This is a genomic window from Nonomuraea sp. MG754425 (assembly GCF_021699195.1).
Lineage (GTDB): Bacteria > Actinomycetota > Actinomycetes > Streptosporangiales > Streptosporangiaceae > Nonomuraea.
This window is the reverse complement of record NZ_SSXE01000099.1, coordinates 46,871-61,639: the sequence shown is the minus strand read 5'-3', so window position 1 is coordinate 61,639 and position 14,769 is coordinate 46,871. Positions and strand designations below refer to the sequence as shown.

The 14,769-nt window shown below is 71.3% G+C and carries 14 protein-coding genes (1 of these 14 running past the window's edge); 7 read left to right on the top strand and 7 right to left on the bottom strand.

Going from position 1 to position 14,769, the window contains the following annotated elements:
* Nucleotides 1-21 precede the first annotated feature (21 nt).
* The 3 genes from FAF44_RS30335 to FAF44_RS30325 all read right to left on the bottom strand — a co-directional run bounded on the left by FAF44_RS30335 (nucleotide 22) and on the right by FAF44_RS30325 (nucleotide 3,350).
* Complete coding sequence (locus FAF44_RS30335; RefSeq protein WP_237106727.1) at nucleotides 22-813, bottom strand: ABC transporter permease; 792 nt, start codon at nucleotides 811-813, stop codon at nucleotides 22-24.
* A 20-nt stretch (nucleotides 814-833) separates the two neighbouring features.
* The gene (locus FAF44_RS30330; protein WP_237106726.1) at nucleotides 834-1,754 is read right to left on the bottom strand and encodes an ABC transporter ATP-binding protein; all 921 of its coding nucleotides are present in this window, start codon (nucleotides 1,752-1,754) and stop codon (nucleotides 834-836) included.
* Between the two features lie 291 nt (nucleotides 1,755-2,045).
* A complete protein-coding gene (locus tag FAF44_RS30325) occupies nucleotides 2,046-3,350 on the bottom strand; it encodes an RIP metalloprotease (RefSeq protein ID WP_237106725.1) in 1,305 nt (434 codons plus the stop codon).
* Between the two features lie 168 nt (nucleotides 3,351-3,518).
* Here FAF44_RS30325 and FAF44_RS30320 point away from each other — a divergent pair, with 168 nt between their 5' ends.
* Nucleotides 3,519-4,115, top strand: coding sequence for a response regulator transcription factor (locus FAF44_RS30320; protein WP_237106724.1), 597 nt, complete (start codon nucleotides 3,519-3,521; stop codon nucleotides 4,113-4,115).
* 160 nt (nucleotides 4,116-4,275) lie between these two features.
* On the opposite strand, the gene FAF44_RS30315 is transcribed toward FAF44_RS30320, so the two are convergent.
* A complete protein-coding gene (locus tag FAF44_RS30315; protein WP_237106723.1) occupies nucleotides 4,276-5,391 on the bottom strand; it encodes a PP2C family protein-serine/threonine phosphatase in 1,116 nt (371 codons plus the stop codon).
* A 118-nt stretch (nucleotides 5,392-5,509) separates the two neighbouring features.
* On the opposite strand from FAF44_RS30315, the gene FAF44_RS30310 reads away from it, so the two are divergent.
* Both FAF44_RS30310 and FAF44_RS30305 read left to right on the top strand, forming a co-directional pair.
* The gene (locus FAF44_RS30310; protein ID WP_237106722.1) at nucleotides 5,510-6,739 is read left to right on the top strand and encodes a GNAT family N-acetyltransferase; all 1,230 of its coding nucleotides are present in this window, start codon (nucleotides 5,510-5,512) and stop codon (nucleotides 6,737-6,739) included.
* A 63-nt stretch (nucleotides 6,740-6,802) separates the two neighbouring features.
* A complete protein-coding gene (locus tag FAF44_RS30305) occupies nucleotides 6,803-6,949 on the top strand; it encodes a hypothetical protein (RefSeq protein WP_237106721.1) in 147 nt (48 codons plus the stop codon).
* A 57-nt stretch (nucleotides 6,950-7,006) separates the two neighbouring features.
* Here the strand turns inward: FAF44_RS30305 and FAF44_RS30300 are convergent, their stop codons facing one another.
* Nucleotides 7,007-7,477 (bottom strand): ribose-5-phosphate isomerase, encoded by a 471-nt coding sequence (locus FAF44_RS30300; protein WP_237106720.1) that lies wholly within the window; start codon nucleotides 7,475-7,477, stop codon nucleotides 7,007-7,009.
* 95 nt (nucleotides 7,478-7,572) lie between these two features.
* Here FAF44_RS30300 and def point away from each other — a divergent pair, with 95 nt between their 5' ends.
* Both def and FAF44_RS30290 read left to right on the top strand, forming a co-directional pair.
* Nucleotides 7,573-8,058, top strand: coding sequence for a peptide deformylase (gene def, locus FAF44_RS30295; RefSeq protein WP_237106719.1), 486 nt, complete (start codon nucleotides 7,573-7,575; stop codon nucleotides 8,056-8,058).
* A 9-nt stretch (nucleotides 8,059-8,067) separates the two neighbouring features.
* Nucleotides 8,068-8,799 carry an SDR family NAD(P)-dependent oxidoreductase gene (locus tag FAF44_RS30290; protein WP_237106718.1) on the top strand — a complete coding sequence of 244 codons (732 nt, stop codon included), beginning with the start codon at nucleotides 8,068-8,070 and terminating at the stop codon, nucleotides 8,797-8,799.
* 19 nt (nucleotides 8,800-8,818) lie between these two features.
* Here the strand turns inward: FAF44_RS30290 and FAF44_RS30285 are convergent, their stop codons facing one another.
* Both FAF44_RS30285 and FAF44_RS30280 read right to left on the bottom strand, forming a co-directional pair.
* On the bottom strand, nucleotides 8,819-10,222 hold the full coding sequence (locus FAF44_RS30285) for an aldehyde dehydrogenase family protein (protein WP_237106717.1): 1,404 nt from the start codon (nucleotides 10,220-10,222) through the stop codon (nucleotides 8,819-8,821).
* Between the two features lie 113 nt (nucleotides 10,223-10,335).
* Nucleotides 10,336-10,953: a DsbA family protein gene (locus tag FAF44_RS30280; protein WP_237106716.1), complete on the bottom strand. Its 618-nt coding sequence runs from the start codon at nucleotides 10,951-10,953 to the stop codon at nucleotides 10,336-10,338.
* An 89-nt stretch (nucleotides 10,954-11,042) separates the two neighbouring features.
* Here FAF44_RS30280 and pepN point away from each other — a divergent pair, with 89 nt between their 5' ends.
* Nucleotides 11,043-13,577, top strand: a complete 2,535-nt coding sequence (gene pepN, locus FAF44_RS30275; protein ID WP_237106715.1) for an aminopeptidase N — start codon at nucleotides 11,043-11,045, stop codon at nucleotides 13,575-13,577.
* 97 nt (nucleotides 13,578-13,674) lie between these two features.
* Nucleotides 13,675-14,769: the 5' portion of a serine/threonine-protein kinase gene (locus FAF44_RS30270; protein ID WP_237106714.1), read on the top strand. 474 nt of this gene lie beyond the right edge of the window; only the first 1,095 of its 1,569 coding nucleotides appear in the window; its start codon is at nucleotides 13,675-13,677; the stop codon falls past the right edge of the window.

The window sequence follows — 14,769 nt, the reverse complement described above, 5'->3', positions numbered from 1 at the left end:
GCGCGATTCTATGCCCGGCCGCTACTCCCAGCGGAACCAGCGGACCGCGACGAAAGCGCAGGCCACCGCATAGGCCGCCAGGGTCAACAGCGGCACGGCGGACGGAAAGTGACCCAGGTACGCGTCCTGGAAGGCCCCCATGCCCGCGCCGAGCGGGGTGTAGTGGGCGATGTTCCGCAGCAGCGGCGGCATCTGCGAGATCGGCACCCAGAGTCCGGCGAAGAACATCATCGGGAAGAACAGCACCGTGCCGATCGCCGTGGCCGCGCCACGTCCGGGCGCGAGCGCGGTGATCAGCAGGCCGATCGCGAGCAGCGCGGCCGCCGCGAGCAGCCAGGCGAGGGCGAAACCGGGAAGGTGCTTCGGCAGACCGACGCCGAAGCCGAGCCCGGCCACCGCGATGAACAGGACCATCGCGACGACCGCGATGACGAAGTTGGCCACGAGCTGGGCGGCGAGCACGCGGGCCGGGCCGACCGGCGTGGTCCGCATGCGCCGCAGCACGCCGTTCTCCCGGTATCCCGCGAGCGTGGTCGGCAGGGAGGCCGTGGCCAGGATGGCCAGATTGAACAGGATCAGCACCGGGACGTAGAGGTCGAAGTACGTCAGGCCGCCGGCGTCCGCCACGGGTTCCCGCAGATCGGAGACGCTGCCGAGGACGATCAACAGGATCAGCGGGAAGCCGATGCCCCAGAGGGGGCCGACCTTGTCCCGGACGCACAACGTGCTCTCGGCCTTGATGAGCCGCCACGTCGCGGAGCTTCGCTCGGCGGTGACGGGAGGTGGGGCGGTGCGCAGGGCTGACATGGGCATGAGGTCCTCTCTGTGATCTGTCACCGGTGGCCGGGTTCGGGGCGTCTGCCGGTCAGCCGGACGAAGGCGTCCTCCAGGCTTGCCTGCTCGACGCGCAGTCGTTCGGCCACGATCTGGTTGCGGGCCAGCACACCGGTGACGGCGTTGAGCGCGTTGTCGTTGCCGGTGACGATGACCAGCTCGCCCCGGCGGGTGACGCTGGAGACGTCGGGCAGGCTCGTCAGCAGGTGGTCGTCCATCGGCCTGGACGGGCGGAACTGGATCCGCTGTTCGATGCGCGCCCGCTCGGTCAGACCGGTCGGGGTGTCCACCATGACGACGCGGCCGGCGTCGATCAGCGCGAGCCGGTCGCACAGCCGCTCGGCCTCCTCCATGAAGTGGGTGACCAGCACGATCGTCACCCCTCGGGAGCGCACGCCCTCGATCAGGTCCCAGGTGTCGCGCCGGGCCTGCGGGTCGAGGCCGGTGGTGAGCTCGTCGAGGATCGCCACCTTGGGGCTGCCGATGAGCGCCAGCGCGATCGAGAGCCGTTGTTTCTGGCCGCCGGACAGCTTGGCGTACCTGGTCTTCGCCTTGTCCGTCAGGCCGAGGCCGTCCAGCAGCGCGCGCCAGTCGGCGGGCTCGGGGTAGAAGGAGCTGTAGAGCTCCAGGGCCTCGGCGACCTGCAGCCGATCGGGCAGGTGGCCGGCCTGCAACTGGACGCCGAGTCGCCGGGTCAGCTCGGCGCGGTCGTGGAGGGGGTCGAGCCCGAGGACCCTGATCTCACCGCGATCCGGCACGCGCAGGCCCTCGATGCATTCCACGGTCGTCGTCTTGCCGGCGCCGTTCGGGCCGAGGATGCCGAAGATCTCACCCGCCTGGACGGTGAGCGAGACATCATCGACCGCGATCTTGTCGTCATAGCGTTTGTGGAGGTTGCGTACCTCGATCACTGGTGGCATGCGCGCGTCCTCTCGGGCTCGGCCCATCGGAGATTGACGCACTCAGCCTGCTACGACCAGCACTTCTGCCAACACCGACCAGGAGACGGGACCTGGCTGCCGAACGGTGGAGGCGTCGACCCGACCGGGCGGTGGAGGCGATCCACCGATCGGTGGATCGCCACCCGCACGAGGTAAGTGGGCGAGCGGCAGAACCGGTCGCACCACGAAACAGCGGCCCACCATGACGACCGCTGTCCACGCGCCGCACGCCACGAGCCGCTCCCGGAGGGTGGGCTCGGGCCGGCGGGGTCAGTTCGTCAGCGTGAGCGGGTTGACCAGGTCGGCGTAGACGAGCAGGCCCGCCATGATCATCATCACGATGGCGATCGCGTACGTCAGCGGCAGCACCTTGGCGATGTCCACGTAGGCGGGCGCGGGCCGGCGCAGCACCTTGGCCCAGGCCCGCTTGATGCCCTCCCACAGGCCGCCCGCGATGTGCCCGCCGTCCAGCGGCAGCAGCGGGATGAGGTTGAACATGCCGATCGCCAGGTTGAAGCCGGCCAGCAGGTTGACGAAGATGGCGATCTTCTTCTCGGTGGACAGGTCGGAGGCGAGGATCTCGCCGCCCATGCGGCCCGCGCCGACCACGCCGACCGGGCCCTCGGGGTCGCGTTCCTCGCCGGAGAAGGCCGCGTGCCAGACGCCGACCATCTTCTCCGGCAGGTTGAGCAGTGAGCCGGCCACCCTGGCGGTCAGCTCGCCCATGTAGCCGACGACCTGGCCCATGCTCTGCTGCTGCATCTCCTCGGTCGGGAGCACGCCGAGGAAGCCGACGTTCTTGTCGATCTTCTCGGGGTCGTCGACGCTGGGGCGGTCCTGGGCGATGAGCGTGACGTCGAGCGTCATCGGCTTGCCGTCGCGGACGATCCCGAGTTGCACCGGGCCGGCGCCGTGCGAGCGGATCAGCGCGACGGCGTCCTGCCAGGAGCCGATCTCCTTGCCGTTGAAGGTGACCATGCGGTCGCCGGCCTTCATGCCCGCCTGCGCGGCCGGGGTGGGCCGGTCGGTCGCCTTGCACTCGGCGCGCTGCTCGGTCATCGGGATCACGCACGTGTTGGTCTCGGGCGAGACCACCGGGACGTAGGCGGGCAGGCCGATGCCCACCAGCAGGATGCTGAAGAAGATGAAGGCGAGCACGAAGTTCATGGCCGGGCCGCCGGACATGATGATGACCTTCTGCCACCACTTCTTACGGTAGAAGACGCGGTCCTCGTCGCCCGGCCGCACCTCTTCCTGGGCGGCGTCGCGGGCCGACTCGATCAGGCCCTGCCACGGGCCGGTCGCCGTGCTCCTGAGCTTGCCCGGGTCGTCGCCGGGGCGCGGCGGCAGCATGCCGATCATGCGGACGTAGCCGCCGAGCGGGATCCACTTGATGCCGTACTCGGTCTCGCCCTTGCGTCGTGACCAGGCCGTGGAGCCGAAGCCCACCATGTACTGGGTCACCCTGACCCCGAAGAGCTTGGCCGGCAGCATGTGGCCGAGCTCGTGCAGCGCGATGGAGACCATCAGCCCGAGGAGGAAGACGATGATCCCCACGACGTAGAGCCAGTTCATTCAGGCGCGCTCCCCGGCAGATGACAACTGCGGACGACAAGGACAGACGAAAGGATCGACAGCCCCAGAGTAGTCGAACTCCCCACGCCCCATGGCGTACTGCTCTTCCTCGGCATTGACAGTGTGCGATCACACGATCACTCTGGGAGAACGACGGAGGGGGACGTCTTGATCCGCATACTCATCGCCGAACACTTGCCGTTGGTGCGCCGTGGCCTGCTCGCCACTCTCGGAGCCGAGCCCGACCTGCGAGTGGTCGCCGAGGCCGGGCACGCGGAGGAGGTGGTTCGCGCGGCCCAGGCCGCGGAGGCCGACGTGGCCGTGGTCGATCTCGACCTGCCGGGCCCGGCCGCGGCACGCGAGCTGGCCGAGCACGTGCCGGGGTGCGGGGTGCTGATCCTCTCCGCCGCGCCCAACCCGGCGCAGGTGCGCGAGGCGCTGGCCGGGCCGGCGCTGGGGTTCATGAGCCTGTGCGTGCCGCCGGAGCGGCTGGCCGAGGGGGTGCGTCAGGTCGCGGCGGGACGGCGGGCCATCGAGGCCGAGCTGGCCGTGGCCGCGCTCCAGTGCGCCTCCAACCCGCTGACCAGGCGCGAGCTGGACGTGTTGCGGATCGCGGCGGGCGGGGCGCGCTCGACGGAGATCGCCGACGAGCTGTTCCTGTCGGTCGGCACCGTGCGCAACCACCTGTCGCGCATCATGTGCAAGACGGGCGCGCGCAACCGCCTGGACGCCGTACGCATCGCCAGCGACTGCGGCTGGTTGTGAGAGGCCGGACGGTGCGGGACCCGCGGACGAATGAGGACGGGACCCGGTGGAGCCGCGCCGCTCCACCGAGGCCCGAACACGAGGATCTCAGCACGGCAGGGCCGCTGCCAGTGACCGCCATCACGACCGGCCCGTGTGATACGTCACGGGTCGGCGGAGGTCAGGGACGCCAGATGAGCACCAGCGCGCAGTCGTCGTTGTGCCCCGAGGACATGGCGTTGACCAGCGCCCTGGCTCCGTCGCGGAAGCCGGAGGGCAGCAGCCGCTCCGCCTCGCCGAGCAGTCGGTCGAGGCCGGCGTCGATGTCGCGGCCGGGCTGCTCAATCAGACCGTCGGTGAACAGCAGCAGCGCGTCGCCCTTGCGCAGGGTGCCGCTGTCGGGCTCGCAGTGCAGGTCGGGCACCACGCCGAGCACCACGCCCTTGGCCGAGGCGACCTGCCAGTTGCCCGTGCCGGCGTCGAACTTCACCACCGGCGGGTGCCCGGCGGAGGTGATCGTGTAGTCGCCCGTCGCCAGATTGAGGCGCACGTGCACGGCGGTCACGAACCCCTCGTCGCCCCGCTGCCGGTGCAGGTAGGCGTTGCAGGCCGGCAGGAAGTCCTCGACCGAGCCCAGCAGCCCGCCGAACGTACCCGACAGCAGCAGCGCCCTGGTGCCCGCGTCGACGCCCTTGCCGGACACGTCGACCAGGGCGATCTCGACGGAGTCGCCGTCGCGCATGGAGACCAGGAAGTCGCCGCCGAACGACGACCCGCCCGCCTGCTTGAGCACCACCTTGCCGCCCCAGTCTTTGGGCAGCGCGGGCAACTCGCCCTGGCTCTTGAGCCGGTCGCGCAGTTCCAGCAGCATGGCGTCGCCGCGCAGGCCCTGCACGCCCAGCTTGCCCCGGGTGCGGGCCATGAGCGCGGCCAGCACGGCGGTGCACGCGATGGTCACGGTCAGGCCCAGCCCGACCCGGCCCGCGCCCAGGGCGGCCGCGACGTAGCCGAGCGAGACCCCCACGCCGACGAGCAGCTTGACCAGGCTGGGCAGCCTGAGCTGGAGCCCGCCGACGAGGGTGACCAGGATGAGCAGGGAGGGCGAGAACCACTCGTTCGACACCTCTGCCGCGAGGAACCCGATGACGAGGGCCACCACGATCAGGGTGGTGAGCAGGTTGCGGTCGCGGGCCAGCAGCACCCGCCGGACGAACCGCACGACTGGCACCAGACCCGGCACCCGTACCAGGGCCGCACGGACCCGTGGCGGGATCAGCGGCGCCGGACGGGAACTCATGATGCGCCTGACTGTATCGGTCTGACCCGTGTTTGGGCAGCCCACTTGACCAACGCCTTGATCATTAAGGGGGTATATTGGGTGGCCGTCCCTCTTTGCCCGCTCCTACCTTGGACGGATGACGTATCCGATCCGTCCGATTCAGCCTGCCGAGTGGCCGGCCTTCAACCACGTGCTCGAAGAGGCGTTCGGCTGGAACCCGCACCCCGCCCAGCTCGAGCGCAACCGGGCGATCACCGAGCTCGACCGGACCCTGGCCGCCTTCGACGGCGCGACCATCGCCGGTGTCACCTCCATCATCAGCCTCACCATGACGATCCCCGGCGGTCAACTCCCGGTCGCGGGCGTCACGGCCGTCAGCGTGCTGCCCTCCCATCGCCGCAGAGGCGTGTTGTCATCGCTGATGCGCAGGCAGCTCGCCGACATCCGTGACCGGGGCGAGGCCGTGGCCGCCCTCTACGCCTCCGAGTCGCTCATCTACGGCCGGTACGGCTACGGCAGGGCGGCCGGCGAGCTGAGCTTCCGCATCGACACGCACCGCGCCGCGTTCGCGCCCGGCGCGCCCCAGGACCCCTCACTGCGGCTCAGGGTGGCCAGGCCCGCCGACGTGCGCGCCGAGGTGGAGAAGCTGTTCGCCTCCGTCGTCGCCCACCGCCCCGGCCGGTACGAGCGCGCCGTCGGCTTCTGGGACCACGTGCTGGCCGACGAGGACCAAGCCCGGCGCGGCGCCGGCCCGCTGCGCTCGATCCTGGCCGAGGACGAGAACGGCGTGCGCGGCTACGCCCTGTTCCGCGTCAAGTCGGCCTGGGACGACTCGGGCATCGCCGACGGGACACTGCTGCTGAAGGAGCTGGAGGCGGCCGACCCGGCGGCGTTCGCCCTGCTCTGGCGCGCCGTGCTGGACCGCGACCTGGTCACCAAGGTCGAGACGGACGGCAGGCCGGTGGACGACCCGCTGCTCGCGCTGCTGGCCGACCAGCGCCAGGTCCGCGCGCGGTGGATCGACGAGCTGTGGGTACGCCTGGTCGAGGTCGACCGGGCGTTGACCGAACGGGCGTACGCGGCGCCGGTGGACGTGGTGATCGAGGTCGAGGACGACGTGTGCCCGTGGAACGCCCGCCGCTGGCGGCTCACCGCCGACCTGACGGGCGCCGAGTGCAAGCCCGTGGACGACGAGCCGGACGTCACGCTGCCGGTCTCCGCGCTCGGCTCGGCGTACCTGGGCGACGGCACGCTCGGCGAGCGGTTGCAGGCCGGCCTGCTGCGTGAGCACTCCCCCGGCACGGTGCGCCGGCTGGCCGCCGCCATGTCGTGGAGCCCGAAGCCGTGGGGCGGCCTGGTCTTCTGACGCCGGACCGAGTCTCTGGCCCGGCCCCTGACGCGGGCCGGGCTCTGGCGTAGGCTCGACGGCATGGCGTTGCAGAGCTTGCAGATCACGGCGGTCGTCGCCATGCGCGCCCGCGACGTGTCGAGACCGTCGAAGGAACAGCAGGAGACCGCCGACCGGCGGCCCCTGCGTGACGAGACGCCCAGGCGCGACACCAAGCGCAAGGGCTGAGGCCCGCACCGGTTCCCCGCGCCGCTCCGCAGCGGCGGCGGGGCCGGTGACGGGGGCTCAGGAGGGCAGCGAGGGCAACTGGCCGATCGTCTCGTAGGCGACCAGTTGCGCGATGCGCCTGCTGTGGCGCTCGCTGCCGGAGAACGGCGTGGTCAGGAAGACCTCCACGAACCTGGTGGCCTCGTCGAGGGAGTGCATGCGGGCACCGACGCTGACGACGTTGGCGTTGTTGTGCTCGCGGGCCAGACTGGCCGTCTCCTCGCTCCAGGCCAGGGCCGCGCGGATGCCGCGCACCTTGTTGGCGGCGATCTGCTCGCCGTTGCCCGACCCCCCGATGACGACACCGAGGCTGCCGGGGTCGCCGGCGACGCCCTCGGCCGCCCGCAGGACGAACGCCGGGTAGTCGTCGTCGGCGTCGTAGACGAAGGGACCGCAGTCGGTCACCTCGTGCCCGTGGTCCTTCAGCCAGGACACCAGGTGGTTCTTGAGCTCATAGCCGGCATGGTCGGCACCGATGTAGACACGCACCCGACCAGTCTTCCACAGCCCCGCCGATCGGGCTCGCCCGCTACAGTAAGGGGCCGTCCGGCAATCCGCTCCTTACACCGCGAAAGCAGACAGCCATGCGAGACATCCGCGTCATCGGCGACCCCGTCCTGCGCACCCCCGCCGAACCCGTGACGGACTTCGACCGCGAGCTGCGCCGGCTGATCGACGAGATGTTCCAGGCCATGTACGCGGTCGACGGCGTGGGCCTGGCGGGCCCGCAGATCGGCGTGTCGCGGCGGCTGTTCGTCTACGACATCGCCGGGCGGAAGGGACACGTGATCAACCCGCTGCTGACCGTGGACGACGACGAGCAGGTGCCCGACGAGGAGGGCTGCCTGTCGGTGCCCGACCGCCAGACGCACCGGCCGATCTACGCCACGGTCTCCCGCGCCGCCGGCGTCACCGTGGAGGGCCTCGACCGGCTGCAGCGCCCGGTGCGGATCAAGGCCCGCGGCTCGCTGGCCCGCTGCTTCCAGCACGAGACCGAGCACCTCGACGGCAAGCTGTACGTCGATCGCCTGCCGCGAACGGAGGCACGCGAGATCATGCTCAGGGCGTAGCGTGACGGAATGAGCGTACTTTCCGGAAAGGGCGCGCTGGTCACCGGCGGCTCCAGGGGCATCGGCAAGGCCATCGTGGAGCGGCTGACCGGCGACGGCGCGGACGTGGTCTTCTGCTACCAGCACTCCGCCGAGGCGGCCGCGCGGGTGGCCGAGGAGACCGGGGCGCACGCCGTACGGGCCGACCTCGGCGACAGGGCCGACGTCGAGCGGTTGTTCGCCGAGGCGCAGGCGCGGCTGCCCGGGGTGGACATCCTGGTCAACAACGCCGCCTCCGCCGAGATCCAGAAACCCATCGCCGACATCTCCGACGACGACTACGAGCGCATGTTCGCGGTCAACGTGCACGCCGTCTTCCTGGCCATGCGCTGGGCCGCCCGGGTGATGCGCGACGGCGGAAGCGTCGTCAACATCTCCTCGATCAACACGCAGGTGCCCGCCCCCGGCCTGACGCTCTACTGCGGCGGCAAGGGAGCGGTCGAGCAGTTCGCCAAGGTGGTGGCCCGGGAGGTGGGCGAGCGCGGCATCACGGTGAACACGGTCTCGTCGGGGGCCACCGACACCGACATGCTGCGGGCCGCCAACCCGCCGGAGGCGCTGGAGCAGACCAAGGCGCTCACCGCGCTGCGACGGCTCGGCCGGCCCGACGACATCGCCGCGGTGGTCGCGTTCCTGGCCGGGCCGGACGGGCGGTGGATCACCGGGCAGAACCTGCTGGCCGGCGGCGGCCTGCTCGTCTGAGCCGGGCCGCCCCCGCCCCTCAGAGCTGGAGCGACTTGACCTCGAGGTACTCCTCCAGGCCGAGTTCCCCCATCTCGCGGCCGACGCCCGACTGCTTGTAGCCCCCGAAGGGGGCCAGCGGGTTGAACCGGCCGCCGTTGATCGATACCTGGCCGGTGCGCAGCCGGCGGGCGATCGCCACCGCCCGCTCCTCGGTGCCCGCCCAGACGGCGCCGGCCAGGCCGTACTTGGTGCCGTTGGCGATCTGGACCGCCTCGTTCTCGCTCGTGTACGGGATCAGCGACAGGACCGGGCCGAAGATCTCCTCCTGCTCGATCGTCATCCCCGGCGCCACGCCCGCGAACACCGTGGGCTCGACGTAGAAGCCGCGCTCGTGCGGCCGGTCGGTGCCGCCGGCCACCAGCCGGGCGCCCTCCTCCTGCCCCCGGTTGACGTAGCGGGTCACGCGCTGGCGCTGGATCGCCGACACCAGCGGGCCGATCCTGGTGGACTCGTCGAAGGGGTCGCCGACCCGGTAGCCGCGCGCGGTCTCGACCGCCAGGCGCACGGCCTCGTCGTACTGGTCGCGATGGACGATCATGCGGCTCCACGCCGAGCACGTCTGCCCGGCGTTGACGAAGCAGTTGGCCACGCCGACCTTGACGGCCAGGGCGAGGTCGGCGTCGGGCAGCACGATGTTGGCGGACTTGCCGCCGAGCTCCAGCGCGACCCGCTTGACGGTCTCGGCGGCCAGCGCGGCCACCCTGCGGCCCGCGACGGTGGAGCCGGTGAAGGAGACCATGTCCACCCCGGGGTGGGCGGCCATGGCCTCGCCCACGACCGGGCCCCGGCCGCTGATCATGTTGAACACGCCCGGGGGCAGGCCCACCTCGTCGAAGATCTCCGCCAGCGCGTACGCGGCCAGCGGCGCGACCTCGCTCGGCTTGAGCACCACGGTGCACCCGGCGGCCAGCGCGGGGGCGACCTTGCAGACGATCTGGTGCAGCGGATAGTTCCACGGTGTGATCGCGGCGACCACCCCGATGGGCTCCCTGACGACCAGCGAGTTGCCGACGCGGGACTCGCGCGGATGGCTCTCGGCGAGCTGGGCGTAGGAGGCCAGCACGGTGGCGGGCATGAGCGTCTGCACCTTGAGCGCGAAGCCGAGGGGCGCCCCCATGTCGGTGGCGATCGTCCTGGCCATCTCGTCGGCGCGCTGGTTCAGCAGGTCGGCCGCCCGGGCGAGGAACTTGCCGCGCTCGGCCGCGGCCGTCCGCGACCATTCGGGGAAGGCTTTCCTGGCCGCCGCCACGGCCGCTTCGACATCGTCGGGAGAACCCGCGGGCACCCGGTCGATGAGCTCTTCGGTGGCCGGGTTGACGACCTCGACGGGGTCGTCCGATGCCGAAGCGGTCCAGGAGCCGCCGATGTACAGCTGACGCATGACCCCATCCTGACAGTGACTCAGGCCACAACGCGAGGGTCATGCCGAGCGGGGGATGTGCGCGTTCCCCCGCCGCCTGGTTGCCGGGTCCGGCGTATCCGCCGAACTGCGGATCAGTCGAACTGCGGGCGCCTGGTGCGGGTGCGCTTGAGTTCGAAGAAGTCGTCGTACTGGGTGACCATCAGCACGCCGTCCCAGAGCCGGCCCGCGTCCTCGCCGCGCAGGATCCGGGTGATGACGGGGCCGAAGAAGGCGTTCTCGCCGACGCGGATGATCGGGGTGCCGACCTCCTGGCCGACGAGGCCGATGCCCTCGTCGTGGGAGGCGCGGATGGTGTCGTCGTGGGCGTCGGAGTGCATGGCGTCGGCGAGGGCGCGGTCGAGGCCGGCGTCGTCCAGGGCGCCCTCGATGACCTCGCGCAGGCGCTCGGGGTCCTTGACGCCCTCGTTGTGCAGGCGCGTGCCGAGGCCGGTGTAGAGCGGGCCGATGACCTGGTCGCCGTGCTTGGCGGCGGCCGCGGCGATCGTCCTGATGGGCCCCATGGCCCGGGCGGCCCTTTCGAGGTAGTCGGCGGGTACGTCCTTGTCCTCGTTGAGGAAGTAGAGGGACATCATCCGCCAGCGCGGTTCGACGGGGCGGACCTTCTCGACTTCGAGCAGCCAGCGGGAGGTCACCCACGCGAACGGACAGGAGGGGTCGAACCACAGGTCCACGGGAATCTTCTCAGTCATGTCTGCCCGTAACCTGAGGTGGTTCGGGTCCTATTCCCGGCATGGCACGATACCGACAACCCCGACGAAGTGGTGAAAAGGAGCGCAACTTGGCAGGCAACCTGACCCGGGACGAGGCTCGCGAGCGCGCCCGGCTGTTGAAGGTCGAGTCGTACGAGGTCGCACTCGACCTGACGGAGGGAGAAGAGCGCTTCGAGAGCGTCACCACGGTCCGCTTCACCAGCGACACCGCCGGGGCCTCCACGTTCGTCGACCTGCACGGCGCCGAGGTCCGCAAGGTCACGCTCAACGGCGCGGAACTGGACGTGGCGGCGTACGACGCCGAGAAGGGGCGCTTCCCGCTGCCCTCGCTCGCCGGGACCAACGAACTGGTCGTGGACGCCTCCTGCGCCTACATGCGCACCGGCGAGGGCCTGCACCGCTTCGTCGACCCCGTCGACCAGAAGGTCTACCTGCACAGCCAGTTCGAGACGGCCGACGCGCACCGCATGTACGCCTGCTTCGACCAGCCCGACCTCAAGGCCACCTTCCAGCTCACGGTGCTCGCCCCGGCCGACTGGGAGGTCGTCTCCAACGCCGCTCCGTCCGCCGTCGAGGAGCGGTCCGCCGCCGTCAAGCGGTGGGAGTTCCCGCCCACGCCGGTCATCTCCACCTACATCACCGCGCTGGTGGCCGGTCACTACCACAAGGTGACCTCCGAGCACGACGGCATCCCGCTCGGCATCTACTGCCGCTCCTCGCTGGCCGAGCACCTCGACGCCGACAACATCCTCGAGGTCACCCGCCAGGGCTTCGACTTCTTCCACCGCGTCTTCGGCGTGCGCTACCCGTTCGGCAAGTACGACCAGCTCTTCGTGCCCGAGTTCAACGCCGGCGCGATGGAGAACGCGGGCTGCGTGACGTTCCTGGAGGACTACGTCTTCCGCTCCCGCGTCACCGACGCCGTCGTCGAGCGCCGCGCCGAGACGATCCTGCACGAGATGGCGCACATGTGGTTCGGCGACCTCGTCACCATGCGCTGGTGGGACGACCTGTGGCTGAACGAGTCGTTCGCCACCTACATGTCCGTGCTGGCCCAGTCCGAGGCCACCCGCTGGACCAAGGCGTGGACCACGTTCGCGAACGTGGAGAAGTCCTGGGCCTACCGCCAGGACCAGCTCCCCTCCACCCACCCCATCGCCGCCGACATCCCCGACATGCAGGCGGTGGAGGTCAACTTCGACGGCATCACGTACGCCAAGGGCGCCTCGGTGCTCAAGCAGCTCGTGGCCTACGTCGGCCTGGACAACTTCCTGGCCGGCGTCCGCGACTACTTCGCCGCGCACGCCTGGGGCAACACCGAGCTGGAAGACCTGCTGAGCGCCCTGGAGCGGACCTCGGGCCGCGACCTGTCGGCCTGGTCGAAGGAGTGGCTGGAGACCTCCTGGGTCAACACGCTGCGCCCCGAGTTCGAGGTGTCCGGGGGCCGGTTCACCCGGTTCGAGGTGCTCCAGGAGGCCCCGGCCGAGCACCCGACGCTGCGCTCCCACCGGATCGCGATCGGCCTCTACTCGCTGGCCGACGGCAAGCTGACCCGTACCGAGCGGGTGGAGCTGGACGTCGTCGGCGCCCGTACGTCCGTGCCCCAGCTCATCGGGGTGGCGCAGCCCGACCTGGTGCTGCTCAACGACGACGACCTGACCTACGCCAAGGTCCGTCTCGACGAGGACTCGCTGCGCACGCTGATCGACGGCGGCATCACCGCGTTCGCCGAGTCCCTGCCGCGCGCCCTGTGCTGGACCGCGGCCTGGGACATGACCCGCGACGGCGAGATGTCCACCCGCGACTACGTCAAGCTGGTCGTCTCCGGCGCGGGCACGGTCACCGACCTCACGGTGCTGCAGACGGTGCTGCGCCAGGCGCGCCTGGCGGTGCAGCAGTACGCCGACCCGGCCTGGCGCGACGAGGGCCTGTCGGTGCTGGCCACCGAGCTGCGCGCGCTGCTCGGCGCGGCGGCGCCCGGCTCCGACCACCAGCTCGCCTTCCTGCAGGCGTTCGCGGCCACGGCCGTCTCCGGCGCCGACCTCGACCTGCTGCGGGGCATCCTCGACGGCACCTCGGTGCCCGAGGGCGTGAGCGTGGACGCCGACCTGCGCTGGACGCTCGTCTCCGCGCTCGTCTCCGGCGGCCGGCTGGCCGAGGCCGACATCGACGCCGAACTGCAGCGCGACCCCACGGCGAAGGGCGAGCGCTCGGCCGCGACGTGCCGGGCCGCGATCCCGACGGCCGCGGCCAAGGAGGCCGCCTGGGCCGCGATCGTGGGCGGCGACCTGGCCAACGCCATCTCCCGCGCCACGATCGCCGGCTTCCAGGACCCGCACCACCCCGAGCTGCTGGCCCCCTTCCGCGAGAAGTACTTCGCGCAGGTCGGACGGCTCTACCAGGAGTGGACGTTCGACCAGGCCTCGACGTTCGCCGTGGGGTGCTTCCCCTCGCTGCTCATCGAGCCGGAGACGGTACGCGCGGCGCACGATTTCCTCGGCTCCGCCCAGCCGCCGCAGGCGCTGCGCCGGCTCGTGCTGGAGGGCGCCGACGGCATCAGCCGCGCGCTGCGCAACCGGGAGAAGGACGCCGAGTCCGCGTGATCCGGTGACACCCGGCGCGACCGGCCCCCGACACGACGTGGGGGCCGGCTGCGCCGACTTGACGATGGCATACGGGGCGCGGTGTTAGCCTCGAAACGTGCTAGGCCCGGGGTCCTCCCTCAACGATCGCTACCTGCTCGGCGCCCGTCTCGGGGGCGGCGGCATGGGCGAGGTGTGGCGTGCCGACGACGTCGTCCTCGGGCGCTCGGTGGCCGTCAAGGTGCTCATGCCCGCGCTCAGCGAGGACCCCACCTTCGCCCAGCGCTTCCAGAACGAGGCCAGGGCGATGGCCACGCTCACCCATCCCGGCGTGGTCGACGTCTACGACTACGGCACCTGCGACGTCGGCGGGCGCCGGGTCAGCTACCTGGTGATGGAGCACATCCAGGGCGAATCGCTCGACCGGGTGCTGCGGCGCGGGCCGATCGGGGTCGCCGCCACCATGCGGCTGGTCGCGGAGGTGGCCGACGCGCTGGCGGCGGCGCACGCGCAGGGCATCGTGCACCGCGACGTCAAACCCGCCAACCTCATGGTCCGGCCGGACGGCCGCGTGGTGCTCACCGACTTCGGCATCGCCCACTCGGCCTCGGCCGGGCAGCTCACGGCCACGGGCACGATGCTCTGCTCGGCCGGCTACTGCGCGCCCGAGATGGCGACCTCCGGTGACGTGTCCCCGGCGGTCGACGTGTACGCGCTGGGCGTGGTGGCGTACGAGTGCCTGAGCGGGCACCTGCCGTTCCGGGGCGAGACCCCCATCCAGATCATCTTCAAGCACCTCCACACGCCGCCCCCGCCGCTGCCCGACGAGGTGCCGGCCGGGCCGCGGCAGGTGGTCGAGCGGGCATTGCAGAAGGCGCCCGAGTCGCGGTGGCGTTCGGCGCCGAAGATGGCCGAGGTCGCGCGCAGGGCGCTGACCGCGCCCGGCGAGGCCGTCGCGCCGCACCCCTCCGGCACGCTGGAGGAGGCCGGCACGTTCGGCGCGCTCGAGGCGCGGCCCGCCGCCGGCGATCCCGCGCCGACGGGCGGATACGCGACGGGCGCCGTCACGGGCAGGTACGTCCCGGGGCCGCCCGCCTCCGCCGCGACCGGGGCCTCGACCACCCCCGCCCCGACAGGTTCGGTCCGACGACGGCGGCGCACGGCACAGGCCGTGGTCACCATGACGGCGGCGGTGCTCGCGTCCGCGGCGGTG